The following is an 18640-nucleotide window of genomic DNA, read 5'->3' on the forward strand; positions in this document are numbered from 1 at the left end:
TAAGTCTTGCAGCTAGGATTCAGGCATGAGTCTCGAATCCTTAGCCCAGATGCCGCTTAGCGATGGCCCGAGTGCGCAGGCTTTTTTTGCCAGTGTGCAGGCGTATGCCGCTGAATGCGGTGTGAGTCTGCGCACCCCACCCCCAGAGCCAACGAGTTGTTGCGGACGCGGCTGCAATGGTTGTGTCTGGGAGGGTTTTTTTGCCGCAGCTATGTTTTGGCGCGAAGACGCGTTTATGGCGTTGACTCAAGCGGCTGACCGTTGACCGTTAGGCCTTGCGCTGAAAACTGCTGAGCTTTGTTGCGGCGAATGCCTGAGACGCGTTGCATCAAATCAGACCAGTCTTTGAAAGGTCCGTGTGCCCGAGCTTTGAGCACCTTGGCGGTCAGCGATGGCCCCATGCCCTTGACGCTGTCTAACTCCGCTTCGTTGGCTTGGTTGATGTCTAGCGCCAAGGCTGTGTGACAGAGCATCAGCGCCATCGCGCCGCCTAAGACACCGCGCGTGAATAAGGACCGTGCGCCACGGTTCATGGGCGCGACTTATTTGCTCAAAGTGGCCATGTATTGCGTGACACCACTTTGCACATCGGCAAACTGATGATCGCAACCGCTGGCGCGTAGATTGGTCAAGTCGGCTTGCGTGTAGCACTGGTATTTGCCACGCAACGCATCGGGGAAGGGCACGTATTCGATCAAACCTGCTTTGGCAGCACCTGCCAAATCAAGAGCGGCTTCGCCTTTTTTTGCGCGCATCGCGTTGACCACCGACAAGGCCACATCGTTGAAGGGTTGTGCGCGGCCTGAGCCGAGGTTGAAGATGCCCGACTTGTCTGGGTTGTCCAAGAACCACAGGTTCACGGCCACCACGTCGTCGATGAAGACGAAGTCACGCATTTGCGCGCCTTGGGCGTAGCCGCCGTATTCACCAAACAACTTCACTTTGCCTTCGGCGTTGAATTGGTTGAATTGGTGAAACGCTACGCTGGCCATGCGACCTTTGTGTTGCTCGCGTGGGCCGTACACGTTGAAGTAGCGAAAGCCCACCACTTGGCGCTTGAACTTCTTGAAGTTGTTGTTGCACTCCAAGCGCATGCGTTGGTCAAACAACAATTTGGAGTAGCCGTACACATTGAGTGGCAGCTCGTACTCGGGTGTTTCTACAAAGGTGTCGCTGCCGCCGTAAGTAGCCGCAGATGAAGCGTAGAGCAAACGCGTGCCGCTTTGCTGGCAGGCGTTGAACAAACCACACGAGAGCGTGTAGTTGTTGTCCATCATGTACTTGCCATCGCTCTCCATGGTGTCGCTGCAAGCGCCTTCGTGGAACACGGCTTCGACTTTGCCAAACGCGTTTTCGGCAAAGAGTTCATAGAACACGTCCTTGTCGAGGTAGTCGGCGATCTTCAAATCGGCGATGTTGCGAAACTTGTCGCCCTCCGTCAGGTCATCTACCGCGATGATGTTGGTGATGCCGCGAGCGTTCAAGCCCTTGATGATGTTGCTGCCGATAAATCCTGCGGCGCCTGTGACGACGATTTTCATAATTTCTCCAGAGACAGCTTAAGCCATCAACTCTTCGTAGCTGACGGTGGCCGTACCAAACTTACCCACCACCACGCCACCTGCTTTGTTGGCCAAAGGCATGGCATCGCGCAGGCTCAAGCCCGCAGCGACCAACGTGGCCAAGGTTGCAATCACGGTGTCACCCGCACCTGTGACGTCAAACACTTCGCGAGCTTGCGCGGATACGCTCAATTCACCTTGCGCATCAAACAGGGTCATGCCTTCTTCGCTACGGGTGAGCAGCAGGGCGTCGAGCTTGAGCTCTTGGCGCAGCGCATGGGCTTTTTGTACCAGCTCAGCTTCGGTGTGCCATTTGCCGATGACTTGTTCGAGTTCAGCACGGTTAGGTGTGATGCAAGTCGCGCCCGCGTAGCGCGAGTAATCACTGCCCTTGGGATCAATCAACACGGCTTTGCCTGCTGCACGCGCTGCCGCAATCATTTGCGATACATGGGCCAAACCGCCTTTGCCGTAGTCAGAGAACAGCACCACTTTGTGGGCTGGTAACAGTTGCATGAATTGGTCGGTTTGCGAGGCCAGTACCTCGTTTTGCGGCGTGTTCTCAAAGTCCACACGCAACAACTGTTGCTGGCGGCCAATCACGCGCAGCTTGACCGTGGTTTTGAGTTGGCTGTCACGGCCCAAGTGGGGGGCAATGCCCGTTTTGGCCACTAAGTCTTCTAGCAAGTGGCTGGCTTCGTCGTCGCCGACGACTGACAGCAGCGATGAATGTGCGCCTAAGCTCACCACGTTATAGGCCACGTTGGCGCATCCACCCAAACGGTTTTCTTCGCGCGTGATACGCACCACAGGCACGGGTGCTTCGGGGCTGATGCGGTCTACTGCGCCATACCAATAGCGGTCGAGCATCACATCGCCGACGACCAAGACATGGGCTTGTTTGAGTTGTTCTTTAGTGACTGGGGTACTGAGTGTCATAGTTCTTCCACGCGACGGGCGGGGTAGCTGTCCCAAGCTTGGCAGCCTGGGCATTGCCAAAAGTGCTGGCTGGCTTCAAAACCACACGCGGCACATCGGTAGCGTTGCAAGGGTTTGGCGGCGCGTTCGAGGGCGCGCTGCACTTGCGGGTGAAATTCTTCGTGCTCAAACTTCTCGTTGGCAATCCACTGTGTGGCAGCGACCAACGAAGGCTCGCGCTCTAAGTGCTTGGCAAACAAGCCGCTGGTGTTTGTCTCACCCTGTGATTTGCGCAAAGTGACGATGGCGTTGAGGACATCAAGCGATGCAGTTTTTGCATAGCTGGTTTCGAGCAAAGCCATGGTTTTCGGCACACAGTTCAAAGTTTGCGCCAAGGCCGCAAGCTTAGGAGCGAGCAAGGGTAGCGAAGCGGGTACTTGCGTCGCCAAGTTTTCTAGCGTGGCATAGGCCTCACCAGCACGGCCAGTTTGCTCATACGTCTTAGCCAGTGCGATGCGCGAACGTGCGTTGTGGGGGGCAGCCTCAGTTGCTTGCTTGAGCAAAGCCACGATTTGGTCGGCTTGTTGTGCCACGTCAAGGCTTTCAGCTTCTTCGCACAGGTAATGCGCCAAGCGCCCCTGAAAGCTGCCTTGACCACTGTCGCCCAATTTTTTGGCGATGACCGAGGCTTTGGCCCAATCGCGTGAGCGTTCGTAAATGCTCAACAAGGCCAAGTGCGCTTGTGCTTGGTGGGCGGTGCCTTCTAGCTTGTTCAGCGCGTCTTCGGCTCGGTCAAGCAAGCCTGCTTTGAGATAGTCCAAAGCAAGAGCGTGTTGTGCGCGGTCTCGGTCGGTTTGGCTCAAGTCGCCGCGTGAGAGCAAGTGTTGATGGACACGCACGGCTCGCTCGTACTCGCCACGGCGGCGAAACAAATTGCCAAGCGCGAAATGAAGCTCAGACGTGTCGGGGTCGTGCTGTACAGCCTCAATGAAGGCGTCAATGGCTTGGTCTTGTTGCTCATTGAGCAAATGGTTCAGACCTTTGAAATACGCCTTGGGGGTTTGACGGTTCTCCAGTCGCAGCTGGCGCAAGTCCATGCGCGAGGCGACCCAGCCCATGATGAAGGCCACAGGCAAGCCCAGCAAAATCCAGCTGAGGTCAAATTCCATGTGTCGAGTCCGCAGTTGTGGAGGCGGTTGTTGCTTCAGGCTTGGCTGATGTATTGGCTAGTTGGGCCAATCGACGGTGTTTCCACCAGCGCGGCACCATGCCAACCACGCCCACTGCCACGCCCATGACGAAGACAGTCAGCAACACCAAAACCAACGGTGCACTCCAAGTGGTGCCAAAAAAGAAATGGACCACGGCATCGTGTTGGTTATTCAGCGCAAAAGCGAAGAGGGTAAAAAAAATGGCTGCCTTCAGTACCCACTGAAGCAGCCACATGAGGTTTTTCAAGATGGCTCCTCTGTGACGAGGGCCATTTTAGACTCAACCTTTGGATTCAGACCCCGCCAACAATTCTTGGGTGCGTGCATCCACCGCTTCGCGCAAGGCCTTGCCTGGCTTGAAATGAGGCACACGTTTTTCAGGAATGGCAACGCTTTCGCCGGAACGCGGGTTGCGCCCCATCCGAGGCGGGCGACGGTTGATCGAAAAACTGCCAAACCCCCGCAACTCAATGCGGTGGCCACGCACCAGCGCGTCGCTCATCGCGTCAAGAAGCGTCTTGACAGCGAACTCGGCGTCGCGGTGCGTGAGCTGCCCAAAACGGGCAGCCAGTTCTTCGACCAAGTCTGAGCGGGTCATCAGTTGTTGTCGAGCTTAGCGCGCAACAAAGCACCCAAGCTGGTTGTTCCAGCGTTTTCGGCTTTGGACTGTTGAGACAAGGAAGCCATGGCTTCTTGTTGGTCAGCAGCGTCTTTGGCTTTGATGGACAACTGGATGTTGCGGGTCTTGCGATCCACGTTCACCACGACAGCAGTCACTTCGTCGCCGACTTTCAACACTTGGCTGGCGTCTTCCACGCGGTCACGAGAAATTTCGCTCACGCGCAAGTAGCCCACGATGTCTTCGCCCAAGTCGATTTCAGCGCCTTTGGCGTCCACAGACTTGACCTTACCAGTCACGATTTGGCCCTTGTCGTTCACCGACACGAAGGTAGTGAAGGGGTCAGAGTCGAGTTGTTTGATGCCCAAGCTGATGCGCTCGCGCTCAACGTCCACGGCCAACACGATGGCTTCCACTTCTTGGCCCTTCTTGAATTCGCGCACAGCGTTTTCGCCGGTTTCGTTCCAAGACAGGTCAGACAAGTGCACCAAACCGTCGATGCCAGCGGCCAAGCCCACGAACACGCCGAAGTCGGTGATCGATTTGATGGGGCCCTTCACGCGGTCACCGCGCTTGGTGTTTTGAGCGAAGTCTTGCCATGGGTTGGCTTTGCATTGCTTCATGCCCAAGCTGATACGGCGCTTGTCTTCGTCGATCTCGAGGACCATGACTTCGACTTCGTCGCCCAATGACACGATCTTGGAGGGTGCCACGTTCTTGTTGGTCCAGTCCATTTCAGACACGTGCACCAAGCCTTCGATGCCTGGCTCGAGTTCCACAAACGCGCCGTAGTCGGCGATGTTGGTGATCTTGCCGAACAAGCGAGTGCTTTGTGGGTAGCGGCGGTTGACGCCCATCCAAGGATCGTCGCCCATTTGCTTGAGGCCCAAGGACACGCGGTTTTTCTCTGTGTCGAACTTGAGGATCTTGGCCGTGATTTCTTGACCAGCAGTAACCACCTCAGATGGGTGACGCACACGACGCCATGCCATGTCGGTGATGTGCAGCAAGCCGTCGATGCCGCCCAAGTCCACGAATGCACCGTATTCGGTGATGTTCTTGACCACGCCGTTGACGATAGAGCCTTCTTTCAAAGTCTCCATCAACTTGGCGCGCTCTTCGCCCATCGAAGCTTCCACCACAGCGCGGCGTGACAACACGACGTTGTTGCGCTTGCGGTCGAGTTTGATGACCTTGAATTCCATGGTCTTGTTCTCGTAGGGAGACAAGTCTTTGATCGGACGTGTGTCGATCAATGAACCAGGCAAGAAGGCGCGGATGCCGTTGACCAACACGGTCAAGCCACCCTTGACTTTGCCGCTGGTCGTGCCAGTGACAAACTCGCCAGATTCCAGAGCTTTTTCCAAGCTCATCCACGATGCCAAACGCTTGGCAGTGTCGCGGCTCAAAATGGTGTCGCCGTAGCCGTTTTCAACGCTACTGATCGCAACAGAAACGAAGTCACCAGCTTGGACTTCGAGCTCGCCCTGGTCGTTTTTGAATTCTTCGATTGGCACATAAGCTTCAGACTTGAGGCCAGCGTTCACGACGACGTGGTTGTGTTCAATGCGAACCACTTCAGCAGTGATCACTTCACCTGTGCGCATTTCGGCGCGTTTCAGGGACTCTTCAAACAGGGCGGCAAAAGATTCAGACATGTATTTCCTTTGTCTCATCACGGGAAAGAGGGCAGCACAATTACTGCACCACATGGGCCTGCGATAAGCGGTGGTTGTGTGGCGTGAGCCACGGTTAAGTTGTAGATCCGTTAGGCCAGTGCGCATGCAGCGCGAGGGGAGCCAAACGGGCCAGGTTTTGCAGCCCTTGTTTAGAAGGGCTGCTTTGCTTGCCACCAGTTCAACACTTGATCGACTGAGGCTTCAATCGAGAGTGATGAGTTGTCCAGTGACACAGCATCTTGTGCCGGTTTCAAAGGTGCCACGCTGCGCGATGAATCGCGAGCGTCACGGGCCTCTAAATCGGCGCGAAGACTGTCAAGTGTAGTCGAAATTCCCTTTGAAATCAATTGCTTATGACGGCGTTCGGCACGCTGCGCGGCGCTGGCAGTCAAAAACACCTTCAATGGCGCATGGGGAAAGATGACGGTGCCCATGTCGCGACCATCGGCCAACAGGCCTGGCAGGCGCTGAAAGCTGTGCTGTAAGTCCACCAAAGCGGTACGCACGGCAGGTAAAACCGACACTTTAGAAGCATTCATGCCAGCTTCTTCGGTGCGGATGATGTCGCTCACGTTTTCGTCGCCGAGCCACACGGTTTCGCCTTCAAAGCGCACGGGCAGGGTGCGGGCCATCTCGGCAATGCGGGCTTCGTCGTGGCTGTCGAGCGACAAGCCCGCTTTCAAAGCGGCATACGCGGTGATGCGGTACAACGCGCCCGAGTCGAGGTAGTGGTAGCCCAAAGCTTGTGCGACGCGGCTGGCCAGCGTGCCTTTGCCTGAGGCCGTGGGGCCATCGATGCAAATGACGGGAATGTCGGCCGTGCGCGCGTGCGCCACCGAGAACAAAGCTTCGAAATAGTCGGGGAAAGTTTTCGCCACGCACTTGGGGTCTTCAATGCGCACGGGCAAGTGGGCGGCGTTGAAGGCAGCCAACGAGAAGCACATGGCCACGCGGTGGTCGTCGTAGGTGTGAATGCTGGCCGCTTGCCACTGGCCTTGTGACGCGGTGGTGTGCGCACCATTGGGCAAGGGATAGACCTTGATCCAGTCTGGGCCTTCTTCCACGGTGGCACCGAGCTTGCGGCATTCGGTGGCCATGGCCACGATGCGGTCGGTTTCTTTGACACGCCAGCTGGCGATGTTGGTGAGGGTCGTGGGGCCATCGGCGTACAGCGCCATCACGGCCAGCGTCATGGCGGCATCGGGGATGTGGTTGCAGTCGAGCGTGATGCCCTTCAAAGGCCAAGCCCCGCGCTCGATGTGCAGCCAGTTGGGGCCGCTGGTGACCTTGGCGCCCATCAGTTGCGCAGCTTCGACAAAGCGGATGTCACCTTGAATCGAGTCCGCACCAACGCCGTTGACGCGGATACCGCTGCCTTCGGCGATGGCTCCTAAAGCAATGAAGTAGCTAGCCGAAGACGCATCGGCTTCGACGTGAATGCTACCGGGTGACTGGTAGCGGCTGCCTGCGGGAATGACAAAACGCTCCCACCCTTGGCGCTCCACCGCAATGCCGTAGCGGGCCAGCAGATTAAGTGTGATCTCGATGTAGGGCTTGCTGATCAACTCGCCCACCACCTCGATGGTGATGGCGCGGTCTTGTGCGGCGAGTGGCAGGGCCATCAATAAAGCGGTGAGGAATTGGCTGGACACATCGCCGCGCACGGGAATGGGCTTGTCCAGCTTGAGCGCAGGCTGGCGCACGCGCAGGGGCGGGAAGCCGTCGTTGCCTAAATAGTCGATGGCGCAGCCCAGCTCGCGCAGCGCGTCCACCAAGTCGCCAATGGGGCGCTCGTGCATGCGTGGCACGCCTTTGAGCGTGAAGTCGCCGCCGTGCACCGCCAAGGCGGCGGTAAGCGGGCGCATGGCCGTGCCCGCGTTGCCCATGAAAAACTCAATCGCCTCTGCAGGCCAGGCGCGGCCGCCCAAACCGGTGATGGTGACGGTGCTGCCTTGCACGTTCACACCGCAGCCGAGTTGACGCAAGGCGGCGAGCATCACACGGGTGTCGTCCGAGTCGAGCAGGTCGTGCACCACGGTCGTGCCTTCGCACAAGGCGGAGAGCAACAGCACGCGGTTGGAAATGCTTTTGGAGCCAGGCAGCGTGACAGCGCCTTGTGCGCCAGCGAGTGGGGGGAGATCGATGAAGGCGGTGGAGAACATGGGGCTCGTCTCTTGCGGTGTGGGCAGCGTGAATTGGGGGCGTGATCGGTGAGTGCTCAGCTAGTGCCAAGCACTGTGCGCGTCAGGTGTCATCGTTAGCACGGCAGGCGTTCCCTGCTTGCAGCGTCCAGCCCGCGCGTGTGGCGCTGGCTTGTTGGATGAGGGCTTGCAGCGCGGCGGCATCGCCTTGCTTCAAGGCGTTTTCGAATTGGTCAAGTGCTGCGCGAAAGTGCGCGACTTGTGCGAGCACTTCAGCATGGTTGGCGCTCAAAATGTCGCGCCACACGGCAGGGTCGCTGGCGGCAATGCGCGAAAAATCGCGAAAGCCCGGGCCTGCCATGTCCAAAAACGCTGCGCCTTGCGCTTGCGAGGTGATGGCGTTCACGGCAGCAAACGCCAGCATGTGTGGCAAATGGCTCACGGCTGCAAACGTGGCGTCGTGCGCTTCGGGTGTCATGGTGCTCACGTGGCTGCCAATGGCGGCCCACACATCATGGGCCGCTTGCAAGCGATGAATGCCAGTTTTGGGCAGCGGCGTGAGGATGGTGCGACGCTCTTGGTAGAGCTGGCTTTCGGCATGTTCGATGCCCGCCACTTCTTTGCCGGCAATGGGGTGTGCAGGCACAAAGCAGCTCAGGCGTTCACCCAAAGTGGCTTGAGCAGCGGCAATCACATCGCATTTGGTGGAGCCCACGTCCATCAGCAACGCGTTGGGTTGCAACACATCGCGCATCGCAGCAAAGCTGCTGTGCATGGCGCCTACAGGTACGGCGAGCAAGACGAGGTCAGCGCCTTGCACAGCTTCGGCAACGCTGGCACAGGCTTGGTCGATGACTTTGAGTTCAACCGCGCGTTGGCGCGTTGTGTTGGAAGCGCTGAAACCAACGATGGTTTGCACCAGCCCAGCCTCGCGCAAGGCGAGCGCGAACGAGCCGCCCATCAGGCCACAGCCGATGAGGGCTAGCCTTTGGAATTTCATTCTGAAACGGGGTAAGAACCCAACACTTTGTAAAAGGCGCACAAGCCTTGCAGCTCTTGCAGCGCGGCCGCCACATGGGGCTGGCTGATGTGGCCTGCGATGTCGATGTAGAAGTAGTACTCCCACTGGCCCGATTTGGCAGGGCGCGATTCGAAGCGGGTCATGGACACGCCATTGTTTTTGAGTGGCACCAACAAGTCATGCACGGCACCTGGACGGTTGGGCACCGACACCACGAGGCTGGTGCAGTCGTTGCCAGACGCAGGCGGTGTGGCCAAGGTTTGCGGCAAGCTGATGACGGCAAAGCGCGTGCGGTTGTAGGCCTCGTCTTGAATGGCGTGGTGCACGATGTGCAGTCCAAACTGGCTGGCTGCGCGCTCGCTGGCCAGGGCTGCCCACTTGGGGTTGGTGGCAGCGAGGCGTGCACCTTCGGCATTGCTGGACACAGCACGTCGCTCTGCCAGCGGCAGGTGTTGGCTCAGCCAGCCTTGGCATTGCGCCAGTGCTTGTGGGTGAGCCATCACCACTTCGATGTCACTGTCTGAGTTGATTTGACGCATCAAGTTGTGACGCACCAAGAGGCTCACTTCACCCACCACATGCACGGGCGAGCGTAAGAACAAATCGAGTGAGCGAGCCACCACACCTTCGGTGGAGTTTTCCATCCCGACCACGCCATATTGGGCCGTGCCTGCAGCGGTGGCGTGGAAGACCTCATCAAAGTTGGCGCAGTAAATCAGGTTGGCCGCGCTGCCAAAAAACTCAATCGCAGCTTGTTCGCAAAACGTGCCTTGGGGCCCGAGCACCGCCACGCGTTGTGGCGCTTCAAGCGCCAAGCAAGCCGACATGATTTCGCGCCAGATGGAGGCCACGTGTTCGTTCTTGAGCGGGCCTGGGTTGGCTTGGGTGATCTTGTCGATCACTTGCGCCACGCGGTCGGGGCGGAAAAAGGGCGAGCCTTCAGCGCGTTTGATCTCGCCAACTTGTTCGGCCACTTTGGCGCGGTCGTTGAGCAACTGCAGCAACTGTTTGTCGAGCGCATCGATCTGCACGCGCAGCGCGGCAAGGGCTTCGGATTGAACGGGTTGTTGGCTCATGTGTTTAGGCTTGTGTTTTTTCAAACGCTTGCATGTAGTTCACCAGCGCTTGCACGCCTTCGATGGGCATGGCGTTGTAGATGCTGGCGCGCATGCCGCCGACCGATTTGTGGCCCTTGAGTTGCAGCAAACCTGCAGCTTTGGCACCTGTCAAGAAAGCATCGTTACGTGATTCGTCCGCCAAGAAGAAGGGCACGTTCATGCGTGAGCGGCAGTCGTGCGCAACCTTGTTGCTGTAAAAGCTAGAGCTGTCCAAAAAGTCGTACAGCAGCTTGGCTTTGGCGATGTTTTGTTGCTCCATCGCAGCCACGCCACCTTGGCGTTTGAGCCACTGGAAGGTCAAGCCCGCCATGTAGATGCTGTAGGTGGGCGGCGTGTTGTACATCGAGCCGTTGTCGGCCACAGTTTTGTAGTTGAACGCGCTGGGGCAAGCCTTGAGTGCGTGGCCCAACAAGTCTTCGCGCACGATGACCAAGGTCACGCCTGCAGGGCCGATGTTTTTTTGTGCGCCGCCAAAGGCCACGCCGACTCGTGACCAGTCGACGCTGCGCGAGAGCACGTGTGACGAAAAGTCAATCACCAGGGGTGCATCAGAGCCAAGTGCTTTGAGGTCGGGCAGGGTGTGAAACTCCACCCCGTGAATGGTTTCGTTGGTGCAGAGGTGTACGTACTGTGCGTTTGCACTCAGCTGCCATTGCGCAGCTGCTGGAATGGCGGTGAAGTGGCTTTCAGCGCCTGAGGCCGCCAAATGCGAGGTGCAGTATTTGCCAGCTTCTTTGTACGACTTCTCACTCCAGCTGCCGGTGACCACCACATCCACGGTTTCGCCGCGTGAGAGGTTCAAAGGCACGATGGCGTTTTCAGCCAAACCACCGCCTTGCATGAACAAGATTTTGAAATTGGCGGGCACAGCCAACAGCTCACGCACATCGGCTTCGGCTTGTTCGTAGATGCTGATGAACTCTTTGCCGCGATGGCTCATTTCCATCACGCCCATGCCGCTGCCATGCCAATCGGTCATCTCGGCGGCGGCTTGCTGCAACACCTCCAGCGGCATGGCCGCTGGGCCTGCAGAAAAGTTATACGGACGCGTCATCTGCGAATCAAGCCTCGTCGCCTGTGGCGTTGTCTTCTGCGCTGTCGCTGTCGGTCGCGTTGGCGTCGTTTTCGACGATGCGTTGCAAGCCGGACAACTTAGCGCCTTCATCCAAACCAATCAGGGTCACGCCTTGTGTGGCGCGGCCCATTTCGCGGATTTCAGCCACGCGGGTGCGCACCAACACGCCGGTGTCGGTGATGAGCATGATTTCGTCTTCGGCTTGCACCAAGGTGGCCGCCACAACTTTGCCGTTGCGTTCGGATTGCTGGATGGCAATCATGCCTTTGGTGCCACGGCCGTGGCGGGTGTATTCGCTGATGTTGGTGCGTTTGCCGTAGCCGTTTTCGGTGGCAGTGAGCACGCTGGCGCGAGCCACGCCTTCGTCGGCAACAGCCGTTGGATCTTCTTGTTCAGACACCAGCATGGCGATGACGCTTTGGCCTTCTTCAATCATCATGCCGCGTACACCGCGGGCGCTGCGGCCCAAGGGGCGCACATCGTTTTCGTCAAAGCGCACGGCTTTGCCGCCGTCGCTAAAGAGCATCACATCGTGTTTGCCGTCGGTCAAGGCCGCGCCAATCAAAAAGTCGCCTTCGTCCAAGTTGACGGCAATGATGCCGCCTTTGCGCGGGTTATTGAATTCGTCAAGCGATGTCTTCTTGACCGTGCCCATGGAGGTGGCCATGAACACAAATTGGTCTTCAGGGAAGGTGCGTGCTTCGCCGGTGAGGGCCAAGACGACGTTGATTTTTTCGCCTTCTTGCAGCGGGAACATGTTGACGATCGGGCGACCGCGTGAACCGCGTGAACCCGCAGGCACTTCCCAAACCTTGAGCCAGTACAAACGGCCACGGTTGGAGAAGCACAGCAAATAGTCGTGCGTGTTGGCGATGAAGAGTTGGTCAATCCAATCGTCTTCTTTGGTAACGGCGGCTTGCTTGCCACGACCGCCACGCTTTTGCGAGCGGTACTCAGACAAAGGTTGGCTCTTGATGTAGCCGCTGTGGCTGAGCGTGACCACCATGTCGGTGGGGGTGATCAAGTCTTCGGTGCTCAGGTCTTGCGCGCTGTGCTCAATCTCGCTGCGGCGTGCGCCGAGCTTGCTTTGGCCGAATTCGTTTTTCACCACAGTCAGCTCATCACCAATGATGGTGGACACGCGCTCGGGCTTTGCCAAGATGTCGAGCAAGTCGTCGATTTCGGCCATCACGTCCTTGTATTCGTTGACGATCTTGTCTTGTTCCAGACCCGTCAAGCGTTGCAGACGCATTTGCAAAATTTCTTGGGCTTGGGTGTCGCTCAAGCGGTACAGACCGTTGTCGCCCATGCCAAATTCTTTTTCCAGACCATCGGGGCGGTAATCGTCCGCGTTGATCACGCCACCGTCAGCGCGGCTGCGGGTGAGCATTTCGCGCACCAGCTGGCTGTCCCATGATTTGCTCATCAGCTCGGCCTTGGCCACAGGTGGCGTGGGCGCGTTGCGGATGATGCGAATGAACTCGTCGATATTGGCCAAAGCCACGGCCAAACCTTCGAGCACATGGCCGCGTTCGCGGGCTTTGCGCAGGGTAAAGATGGTGCGGCGTGTCACCACTTCGCGGCGGTGACCCAAGAAGACTTCAATCAAGTCCTTCAAGTTACACAACTTGGGTTGGCCATCAATCAAGGCCACCATGTTGACGCCAAAGGTGTCTTGCAGCTGAGTTTGTTTGTAGAGGTTGTTCAACACCACCTCAGGCACGGCACCGCGCTTGAGCTCAATCACCAAGCGCATGCCCGACTTGTCGGACTCGTCTTGGATGTGGCTGATGTCTTCGATCTTCTTTTCGTGAACCAACTCGGCCATGCGTTCTTGCAAGGTCTTTTTGTTCACTTGGTAGGGCAGCTCGTCCACGATGATGGCTTGGCGCTGGCCTTTGTCGATGTCTTCAAAGTGGCACTTGGCGCGCATCACCACACGGCCACGGCCAGTGCGGTAAGCGTCTTTGACGCCGGTGATGCCATAAATGATGCCGGCGGTGGGGAAGTCGGGCGCGGGGATGATTTCCATCAAATCGTCCACGCTCGCCTCTGGGTTGCGCAGCATGTGCAAGCACGCGTCCACCACTTCGTTCAAGTTGTGGGGTGGAATATTGGTGGCCATACCCACGGCAATGCCTGAGGAGCCGTTGACCAACAAATTAGGAATGCGGCTTGGCAGCACCAGAGGCTCTTTTTCGGAGCCGTCGTAGTTAGGGCCGAAATCAACGGTTTCTTTGTCGATGTCGCTCAACATTTCGTGAGCGATCTTGGATAAACGGATTTCCGTGTAACGCATCGCCGCAGCGTTGTCGCCGTCGACCGAGCCGAAGTTGCCTTGGCCATCCACCAACATATGGCGCAGCGAGAAGTCTTGGGCCATACGCACGATGGTGTCGTACACCGCGCTGTCGCCGTGGGGGTGGTATTTACCGATGACGTCACCCACGATACGGGCTGACTTCTTGTAAGGACGGTTCCAGTCGTTGTTGAGCTCGTGCATCGCGTACAACACGCGGCGGTGCACTGGCTTTAAGCCGTCACGCGCATCGGGGAGGGCGCGGCCCACAATCACGCTCATGGCGTAATCTAGGTAGCTGCGACGCATCTCCTCTTCTAGGCTGATGGGCAGGGTTTCTTTGGCGAACTGGGTCATGAAAGAGGCCGTAATGCGGGAAATCGAACATTTTAGGCCGGAATGTGTCTGTCATCTGATGTGGCAGCTATGCAACAGGTGGTGACTTAATTTATTAAGCCTTGTTATGAGTGGAAGTCGCTCCTTTTGGTTATGGCACAATATTTCGAAGCGTCATGGATGTGCCCGTTTGTGACTGCCTGAATTCGCAGAGTGGTCTGCGGCTTATATATCCCTCAGAGGTGAATCATGAAAAACTTGAAGAACTTGGCAGCTTTTGTTGCTACCGCTGCTTTGGCAACTGCTGCTATGGCTCAAAACATCGACAACTGGCGCAACGCTTCTGGCGATGTCTGGAAGAACGCTTCTGGCGACTGCTGGCGCGATGCCAACTGGACACCCGCTACTGCAGCCCCTGGTTGCGGTCCTGCTGTCGCTGCGCCTGCTGCTGCTCCCGCTGCTCCAGTGGCTGCTGCTTCTAAAGTGACATACGCTGCTGACGCTTTCTTTGACTTCGACAAGTCTGTGGTCAAGCCAGCTGGCAAGGCTAAGTTGGACGACTTGGTTGCTAAAGTCAAAGGCATCAACCTCGAAGTGATCATCGCTGTGGGTCACACTGACTCTATCGGCTCTGATGCTTACAACCAAAAATTGTCAGTGCGTCGCGCTGAAGCTGTGAAGGCTTACTTGGTGTCCAAAGGCATCGAGAAAAACCGCATCTACACAGAAGGCAAGGGCGAGAAGCAACCTGTTGCTGACAACAAGACCAAAGAAGGCCGTGCTAAGAACCGCCGCGTTGAGATCGAAGTTGTGGGTACCCGCAAGAACTGATCTGACTTGATCTAAAAGCAAACCCCGCTTCGGCGGGGTTTCTTTTTGCTTGAACGACAATAGAGCCTATGCAAAATACCGCCACACACACGAACGTTGATCAGGCCGAGTTGGCCAAATTCTCAGACCTCGCCCATCGCTGGTGGGACCCCGAGAGCGAATTTCGTCCGTTGCACCAAATCAACCCCTTGCGCTTAGATTGGATCAATGGCATTGCACCTTTGAGCGGCAAAAAGGTGTTGGATGTTGGATGCGGTGGCGGCATCTTGACCGATGCCATGGCCCGTGCCGGTGCACAGGCCTTGGGTATTGATTTGGCTACCAAATCGCTCAAAGTGGCGCAGTTACATGCGCTAGAGGCGCAGACCCCTAACGTGCAATACCGCGAAGTGTCGGTGGAAGCTTTGGCTGCCGAACAACCTGCTAGTTTTGATGTGGTCACCTGCATGGAAATGTTGGAGCATGTGCCAGACCCATCCTCCATCGTGCGTGCCTGTGCGCAGTTGGTTAAGCCCGGTGGTCACGTGTTTTTTTCTACCCTCAACCGCAATGCCAAGTCGTTTTTGTTTGCCATCGTTGGTGCCGAGTATGTGTTGAACATGTTGCCGCGCGGCACACACGAATACGCCAAATTCATTCGCCCCAGCGAGCTGGCACGCGACTGCCGTGAAGCTGGCTTAGAGTGGCAACACACCCGAGGCATGGAATACAACCCACTGACTCGCCGCTATTGGCTGAGCGCTGACACCAGCGTCAACTACATGGTGGCCACGCAAAGGCCCCTGTGATGCTGAAAAATATCAGAGCTGTGCTGTTTGACTTGGACGGCACCTTGATTGACAGTGCGCCAGACCTTGGCGCGGCGGCTGACAAGATGCGTACCGATCGTGGCATGCCCTCGCTGCCTTATGAGCTGTATCGCCCCTTGGCCGGAGCGGGTGCTCGCGGCATGCTGCGTGTGGCATTTGATATGACGCCTGAACACCAAGACTTCATGGCCATGCGCGAAGAATTCTTTGCCAACTACGAAGCAGCCATGACCGTGCGTACGTATGTGTTTGATGGCGTGCCAGACCTGATTGAGCACATCCAACTGCGCCAAATGCCCTGGGGTGTGGTGACCAACAAAATGGCCCGGTTCACCGATCCACTCACCGCCGCCATGCCCTTGTTTGCCAGTGCGAGCGCCATTGTGAGCGGTGACACCACGCCCCATGCCAAGCCTCACCCTGAGCCCTTGCTTGAGGCAGCCCGTCGTCTAGAGCTGCCGCCACAAGTGTGCTTGTATGTGGGTGACGATGAGCGCGACATTGCCGCAGGCCGCGCCGCCGGTATGCCTACGGTGGCCGCCACCTATGGCTACTTGGGTGAAAAAACCGATGTCAGCAGCTGGGGCGCAGATTTACACATAGATTCTCCAAATAAACTCTTGCAATTGCTGGCAGAGGCCTAAAATATAAGACTTGGGGCTGTACTGGTTTCGACATGGGTTCGGACGCGTGGCAGGGCATGTCGAGGTTCTGATCCTCGTAAAACAGCAGAAAACAAACTAACTGCAAACGACGAACGTTTCGCACTCGCCGCTTAATCCGGTGAGCCTTGCAACAGTTGGCCGATAGGCTGGGTTAGGGTGCCGCAAGGTGTCCTAGCTGCAAGGGAACTCATATTGGCTGGCACCACATCGGGCACCTTGATGTGGCGTGAGATCTAAGGATGCTGGTTTGGTACATAGCGTGTCGCTGCGCGATGTATCAGGCGAGACTCAAATCAGACGACTACACATGTAGAACTGTACGAAAAAGGCTTGTGGACGCGGGTTCAAATCCCGCCAGCTCCACCATACGCAAAAAAGGCCGCCAGGTTTTAAACCTAGCGGCCTTTTTATTTTTACATCACTGGGCCTTCAACATGTGCTGCGCAAAAAACGCCTTGAGCTCATCGCGTGCCGTTAAGGGGAAGACACCCGCCACATACTGGTCGGGTCGCACGACCACGATGGCACCGCTTTTGTCGATCGCACGATCACGGAAGATGTCGCGGCCATGGCCTGATGCAAAAATTTGGTTCACATCCACGAGTCCAAATGGGGTCTTCGTGGGCTTGAAAGCATCGGGCACATGGCCGGGTTCGACCTCGGTGTAGTCTTGTTGGTAAATCACTTTTGTGTCGAAGATGGCGTCGGTGTCGCTGTTCTTCGGGGTGTACATCACGCGGGGTGACTGGGCATCGTGCAGCCACCAGTGCGCAAAGTCTGCGGTTGGTGTGCCAGACGTGGCCGGTGCAGCTTGGTCAGCAAACACATACACACGCCAACGACCATCGGCCTCATGCAAGTGGCCCAGTTGACGCCAGCGGTTATCCGCACGGCGAATCACTTCGGTCGACTTAATGCGCTTGCCAATCGGAAAGCCTGCCGCCAACTGTTGGTGCTCAGCGCCTGCCACGATTTGGTTTTTGGGGTACTGCGTCATAAAGCCCATGGGGAACTCGATGGTTTTTTCGTACCAACGTGCCAAGTCTTGTGGGTCATCCCATTCGTCCACGGGGCGTGCCATGAGGGTGGACCACTCTTTGTCGAAGTTGATGAGGTCTTGCGCAATCACGCGACGCTCGGACGAATAGGTGTCAAGCAGGCTGGCGGGTGCGCGTCCCTCGAGCACGGCTGCGAGTTTCCAAGAGAGGTTCCAGCCGTCTTGAATCGACACGTTCATGCCTTGGCCTGCTTTGGCGGAGTGGGTGTGGCAGGCGTCGCCCATGATGAACGCACGGGGGTGCTGTTGGCCCACGCGATGTGCAGGTACGTTGTCAAAACCTGTGGTCACGCGGTGCGCCACTTCGTAGACTGACCACCACGCGATGCTTTTCACATCGAGGCTGTAAGGATGCAAGATGGCGTTGGCACGGCGAATGATTTCTTCTAGGCTGGTTTTGCGGATTTCACCTGCATCGTTTTCGTCGATGTTGCCAAGGTCGACATACAAGCGCGAGAGGTAGCCCCCCTCGCGTGGGATGAGCAAGATGTTGCCAGCGCTGTGCGATTGAATGGAGCACTTGACTTGAAAGTCTGGGAAGTCGGTGTTGCACAACACATCCATCACACCCCAGGCGTGCAAAGATGCATCGCCTTCTAGCTTGTGGCCGAGCGCAGCACGTACGTTGCTGCGTGCGCCATCGCCACCCACCAAATATTTCGCACGCACAGTGCGTGTTTCGCCCTTGCGTGGGCCTGCCACGTAGTGAATGCGGGCTGCGACGGGGTAGGCATGGCTCTCGTCAATTTCCAAGTCAAGAAACTCAATGCCGTAATCGGGGGCGAATCTGGCGGGAGCCTGATATGCATGCTCTAAAAAGTAATCCAACACGCGCGATTGGTTCACGTAGATGTGTGGGAATTCGCTCATGCCATTGGCATCATCGGGCACGCGCGAGACGCGCACAATGTTCTCGGGGTGTTTTTCGTCTGGTTTCCAAAAACACATTTCGACGTTGCGGTAAGCCTCGTCCACGATGGCGTTGGCAAACCCAAAGGCTTGAAAGGTTTCTACCGAGCGGGCCTGAATGCCATCGGCTTGGCCTTGTGTGAGACGGCCTTCGCGCTTTTCAATGGCGCGCACGCTGATGCTCGGAAAGTGCGCGAGCTGTGCTGCCACAGTGACTGCGGCAGGTCCTGTACCGACGATGAGCACATCCATCTCATCGGGAATTTCAGTGGGGCGATTAAGGCCGTGGCCAGCTGCGGGCTGAATGCGAGGGTTTTCTGAAACGTAGCCGCGATGATGAAATTGCATGAGTTGTCTCCTTGAGTCTGATTTTGTCTGTCTCTATAAATG

General features: G+C 57.1%; 17 protein-coding genes and 1 other RNA gene. 5 read left to right on the forward strand and 13 right to left on the reverse strand.

The window, feature by feature from the left end:
- Window positions 1-49 precede the first annotated feature (49 nt).
- Window positions 50-265 carry an oxidoreductase-like domain-containing protein gene (locus QMG27_RS04020; RefSeq protein ID WP_348773629.1) on the forward strand — a complete coding sequence of 72 codons (216 nt, stop codon included), beginning with the start codon at window positions 50-52 and terminating at the stop codon, window positions 263-265.
- Here QMG27_RS04020 and QMG27_RS04025 read toward each other — a convergent pair.
- From QMG27_RS04025 to gyrA, 12 genes are all read right to left on the reverse strand, one after another.
- Complete coding sequence (locus QMG27_RS04025) at window positions 234-533, reverse strand: helix-hairpin-helix domain-containing protein (protein ID WP_281813442.1); 300 nt, start codon at window positions 531-533, stop codon at window positions 234-236. The genes QMG27_RS04020 and QMG27_RS04025 overlap by 32 nt on opposite strands.
- A gap of 9 nt (window positions 534-542) precedes the next feature.
- A complete protein-coding gene (gene rfaD / locus QMG27_RS04030) occupies window positions 543-1541 on the reverse strand; it encodes an ADP-glyceromanno-heptose 6-epimerase (RefSeq protein WP_281813443.1) in 999 nt (332 codons plus the stop codon).
- A gap of 18 nt (window positions 1542-1559) precedes the next feature.
- The gene (gene rfaE1, locus QMG27_RS04035; protein ID WP_281813444.1) at window positions 1560-2501 is read right to left on the reverse strand and encodes a D-glycero-beta-D-manno-heptose-7-phosphate kinase; all 942 of its coding nucleotides are present in this window, start codon (window positions 2499-2501) and stop codon (window positions 1560-1562) included.
- Window positions 2498-3649 carry a lipopolysaccharide assembly protein LapB gene (lapB, locus tag QMG27_RS04040; protein WP_281813445.1) on the reverse strand — a complete coding sequence of 384 codons (1152 nt, stop codon included), beginning with the start codon at window positions 3647-3649 and terminating at the stop codon, window positions 2498-2500. Before lapB ends, rfaE1 begins: the two co-directional genes overlap by 4 nt.
- Window positions 3639-3926 carry a lipopolysaccharide assembly protein LapA domain-containing protein gene (locus QMG27_RS04045; RefSeq protein ID WP_281814518.1) on the reverse strand — a complete coding sequence of 96 codons (288 nt, stop codon included), beginning with the start codon at window positions 3924-3926 and terminating at the stop codon, window positions 3639-3641. Before QMG27_RS04045 ends, lapB begins: the two co-directional genes overlap by 11 nt.
- 45 nt (window positions 3927-3971) lie before the next feature.
- The gene (locus QMG27_RS04050; RefSeq protein ID WP_281813446.1) at window positions 3972-4289 is read right to left on the reverse strand and encodes an integration host factor subunit beta; all 318 of its coding nucleotides are present in this window, start codon (window positions 4287-4289) and stop codon (window positions 3972-3974) included.
- Window positions 4289-5986, reverse strand: coding sequence for a 30S ribosomal protein S1 (rpsA, locus tag QMG27_RS04055; RefSeq protein WP_281813447.1), 1698 nt, complete (start codon window positions 5984-5986; stop codon window positions 4289-4291). The genes QMG27_RS04050 and rpsA overlap by 1 nt, the downstream gene beginning before the upstream one ends.
- Before the next feature lie 152 nt (window positions 5987-6138).
- Window positions 6139-8151, reverse strand: coding sequence for a bifunctional 3-phosphoshikimate 1-carboxyvinyltransferase/cytidylate kinase (locus QMG27_RS04060; RefSeq protein ID WP_281813448.1), 2013 nt, complete (start codon window positions 8149-8151; stop codon window positions 6139-6141).
- 82 nt (window positions 8152-8233) lie between these two features.
- Window positions 8234-9130 (reverse strand): prephenate dehydrogenase/arogenate dehydrogenase family protein, encoded by an 897-nt coding sequence (locus QMG27_RS04065; RefSeq protein ID WP_281813450.1) that lies wholly within the window; start codon window positions 9128-9130, stop codon window positions 8234-8236.
- Window positions 9127-10227, reverse strand: coding sequence for a prephenate dehydratase (gene pheA, locus QMG27_RS04070; RefSeq protein WP_281813451.1), 1101 nt, complete (start codon window positions 10225-10227; stop codon window positions 9127-9129). The genes QMG27_RS04065 and pheA overlap by 4 nt, the downstream gene beginning before the upstream one ends.
- 4 nt (window positions 10228-10231) lie before the next feature.
- A complete protein-coding gene (gene serC / locus QMG27_RS04075; protein ID WP_281813452.1) occupies window positions 10232-11323 on the reverse strand; it encodes a 3-phosphoserine/phosphohydroxythreonine transaminase in 1092 nt (363 codons plus the stop codon).
- Window positions 11324-11330: 7 nt separating this feature from the next.
- Window positions 11331-14000 (reverse strand): DNA gyrase subunit A, encoded by a 2670-nt coding sequence (gene gyrA, locus QMG27_RS04080; RefSeq protein WP_281813454.1) that lies wholly within the window; start codon window positions 13998-14000, stop codon window positions 11331-11333.
- Between the two features lie 228 nt (window positions 14001-14228).
- Here gyrA and ompA point away from each other — a divergent pair, with 228 nt between their 5' ends.
- From ompA to ssrA, 4 genes are all read left to right on the forward strand, one after another.
- Window positions 14229-14810 carry an outer membrane protein OmpA gene (gene ompA / locus QMG27_RS04085; RefSeq protein ID WP_281813456.1) on the forward strand — a complete coding sequence of 194 codons (582 nt, stop codon included), beginning with the start codon at window positions 14229-14231 and terminating at the stop codon, window positions 14808-14810.
- A gap of 68 nt (window positions 14811-14878) precedes the next feature.
- Entirely contained in the window at window positions 14879-15598 is a 720-nt protein-coding gene (gene ubiG, locus QMG27_RS04090; protein ID WP_281813458.1) for a bifunctional 2-polyprenyl-6-hydroxyphenol methylase/3-demethylubiquinol 3-O-methyltransferase UbiG, read from the forward strand.
- Window positions 15598-16263, forward strand: a complete 666-nt coding sequence (gene gph / locus QMG27_RS04095; RefSeq protein WP_281813460.1) for a phosphoglycolate phosphatase — start codon at window positions 15598-15600, stop codon at window positions 16261-16263. The genes ubiG and gph overlap by 1 nt, the downstream gene beginning before the upstream one ends.
- A 12-nt stretch (window positions 16264-16275) precedes the next feature.
- Window positions 16276-16650: a transfer-messenger RNA gene (ssrA, locus tag QMG27_RS04100) on the forward strand.
- Between the two features lie 52 nt (window positions 16651-16702).
- Here ssrA and QMG27_RS04105 read toward each other — a convergent pair.
- Window positions 16703-18598, reverse strand: coding sequence for an FAD-dependent monooxygenase (locus tag QMG27_RS04105; protein ID WP_281813462.1), 1896 nt, complete (start codon window positions 18596-18598; stop codon window positions 16703-16705).
- Window positions 18599-18640: the final 42 nt, after the last annotated feature.

Origin of the sequence: Limnohabitans sp. MORI2 (genome assembly GCF_027925025.1) — a bacterium.
In the GTDB taxonomy this organism is placed as follows: domain Bacteria; phylum Pseudomonadota; class Gammaproteobacteria; order Burkholderiales; family Burkholderiaceae_C; genus Limnohabitans.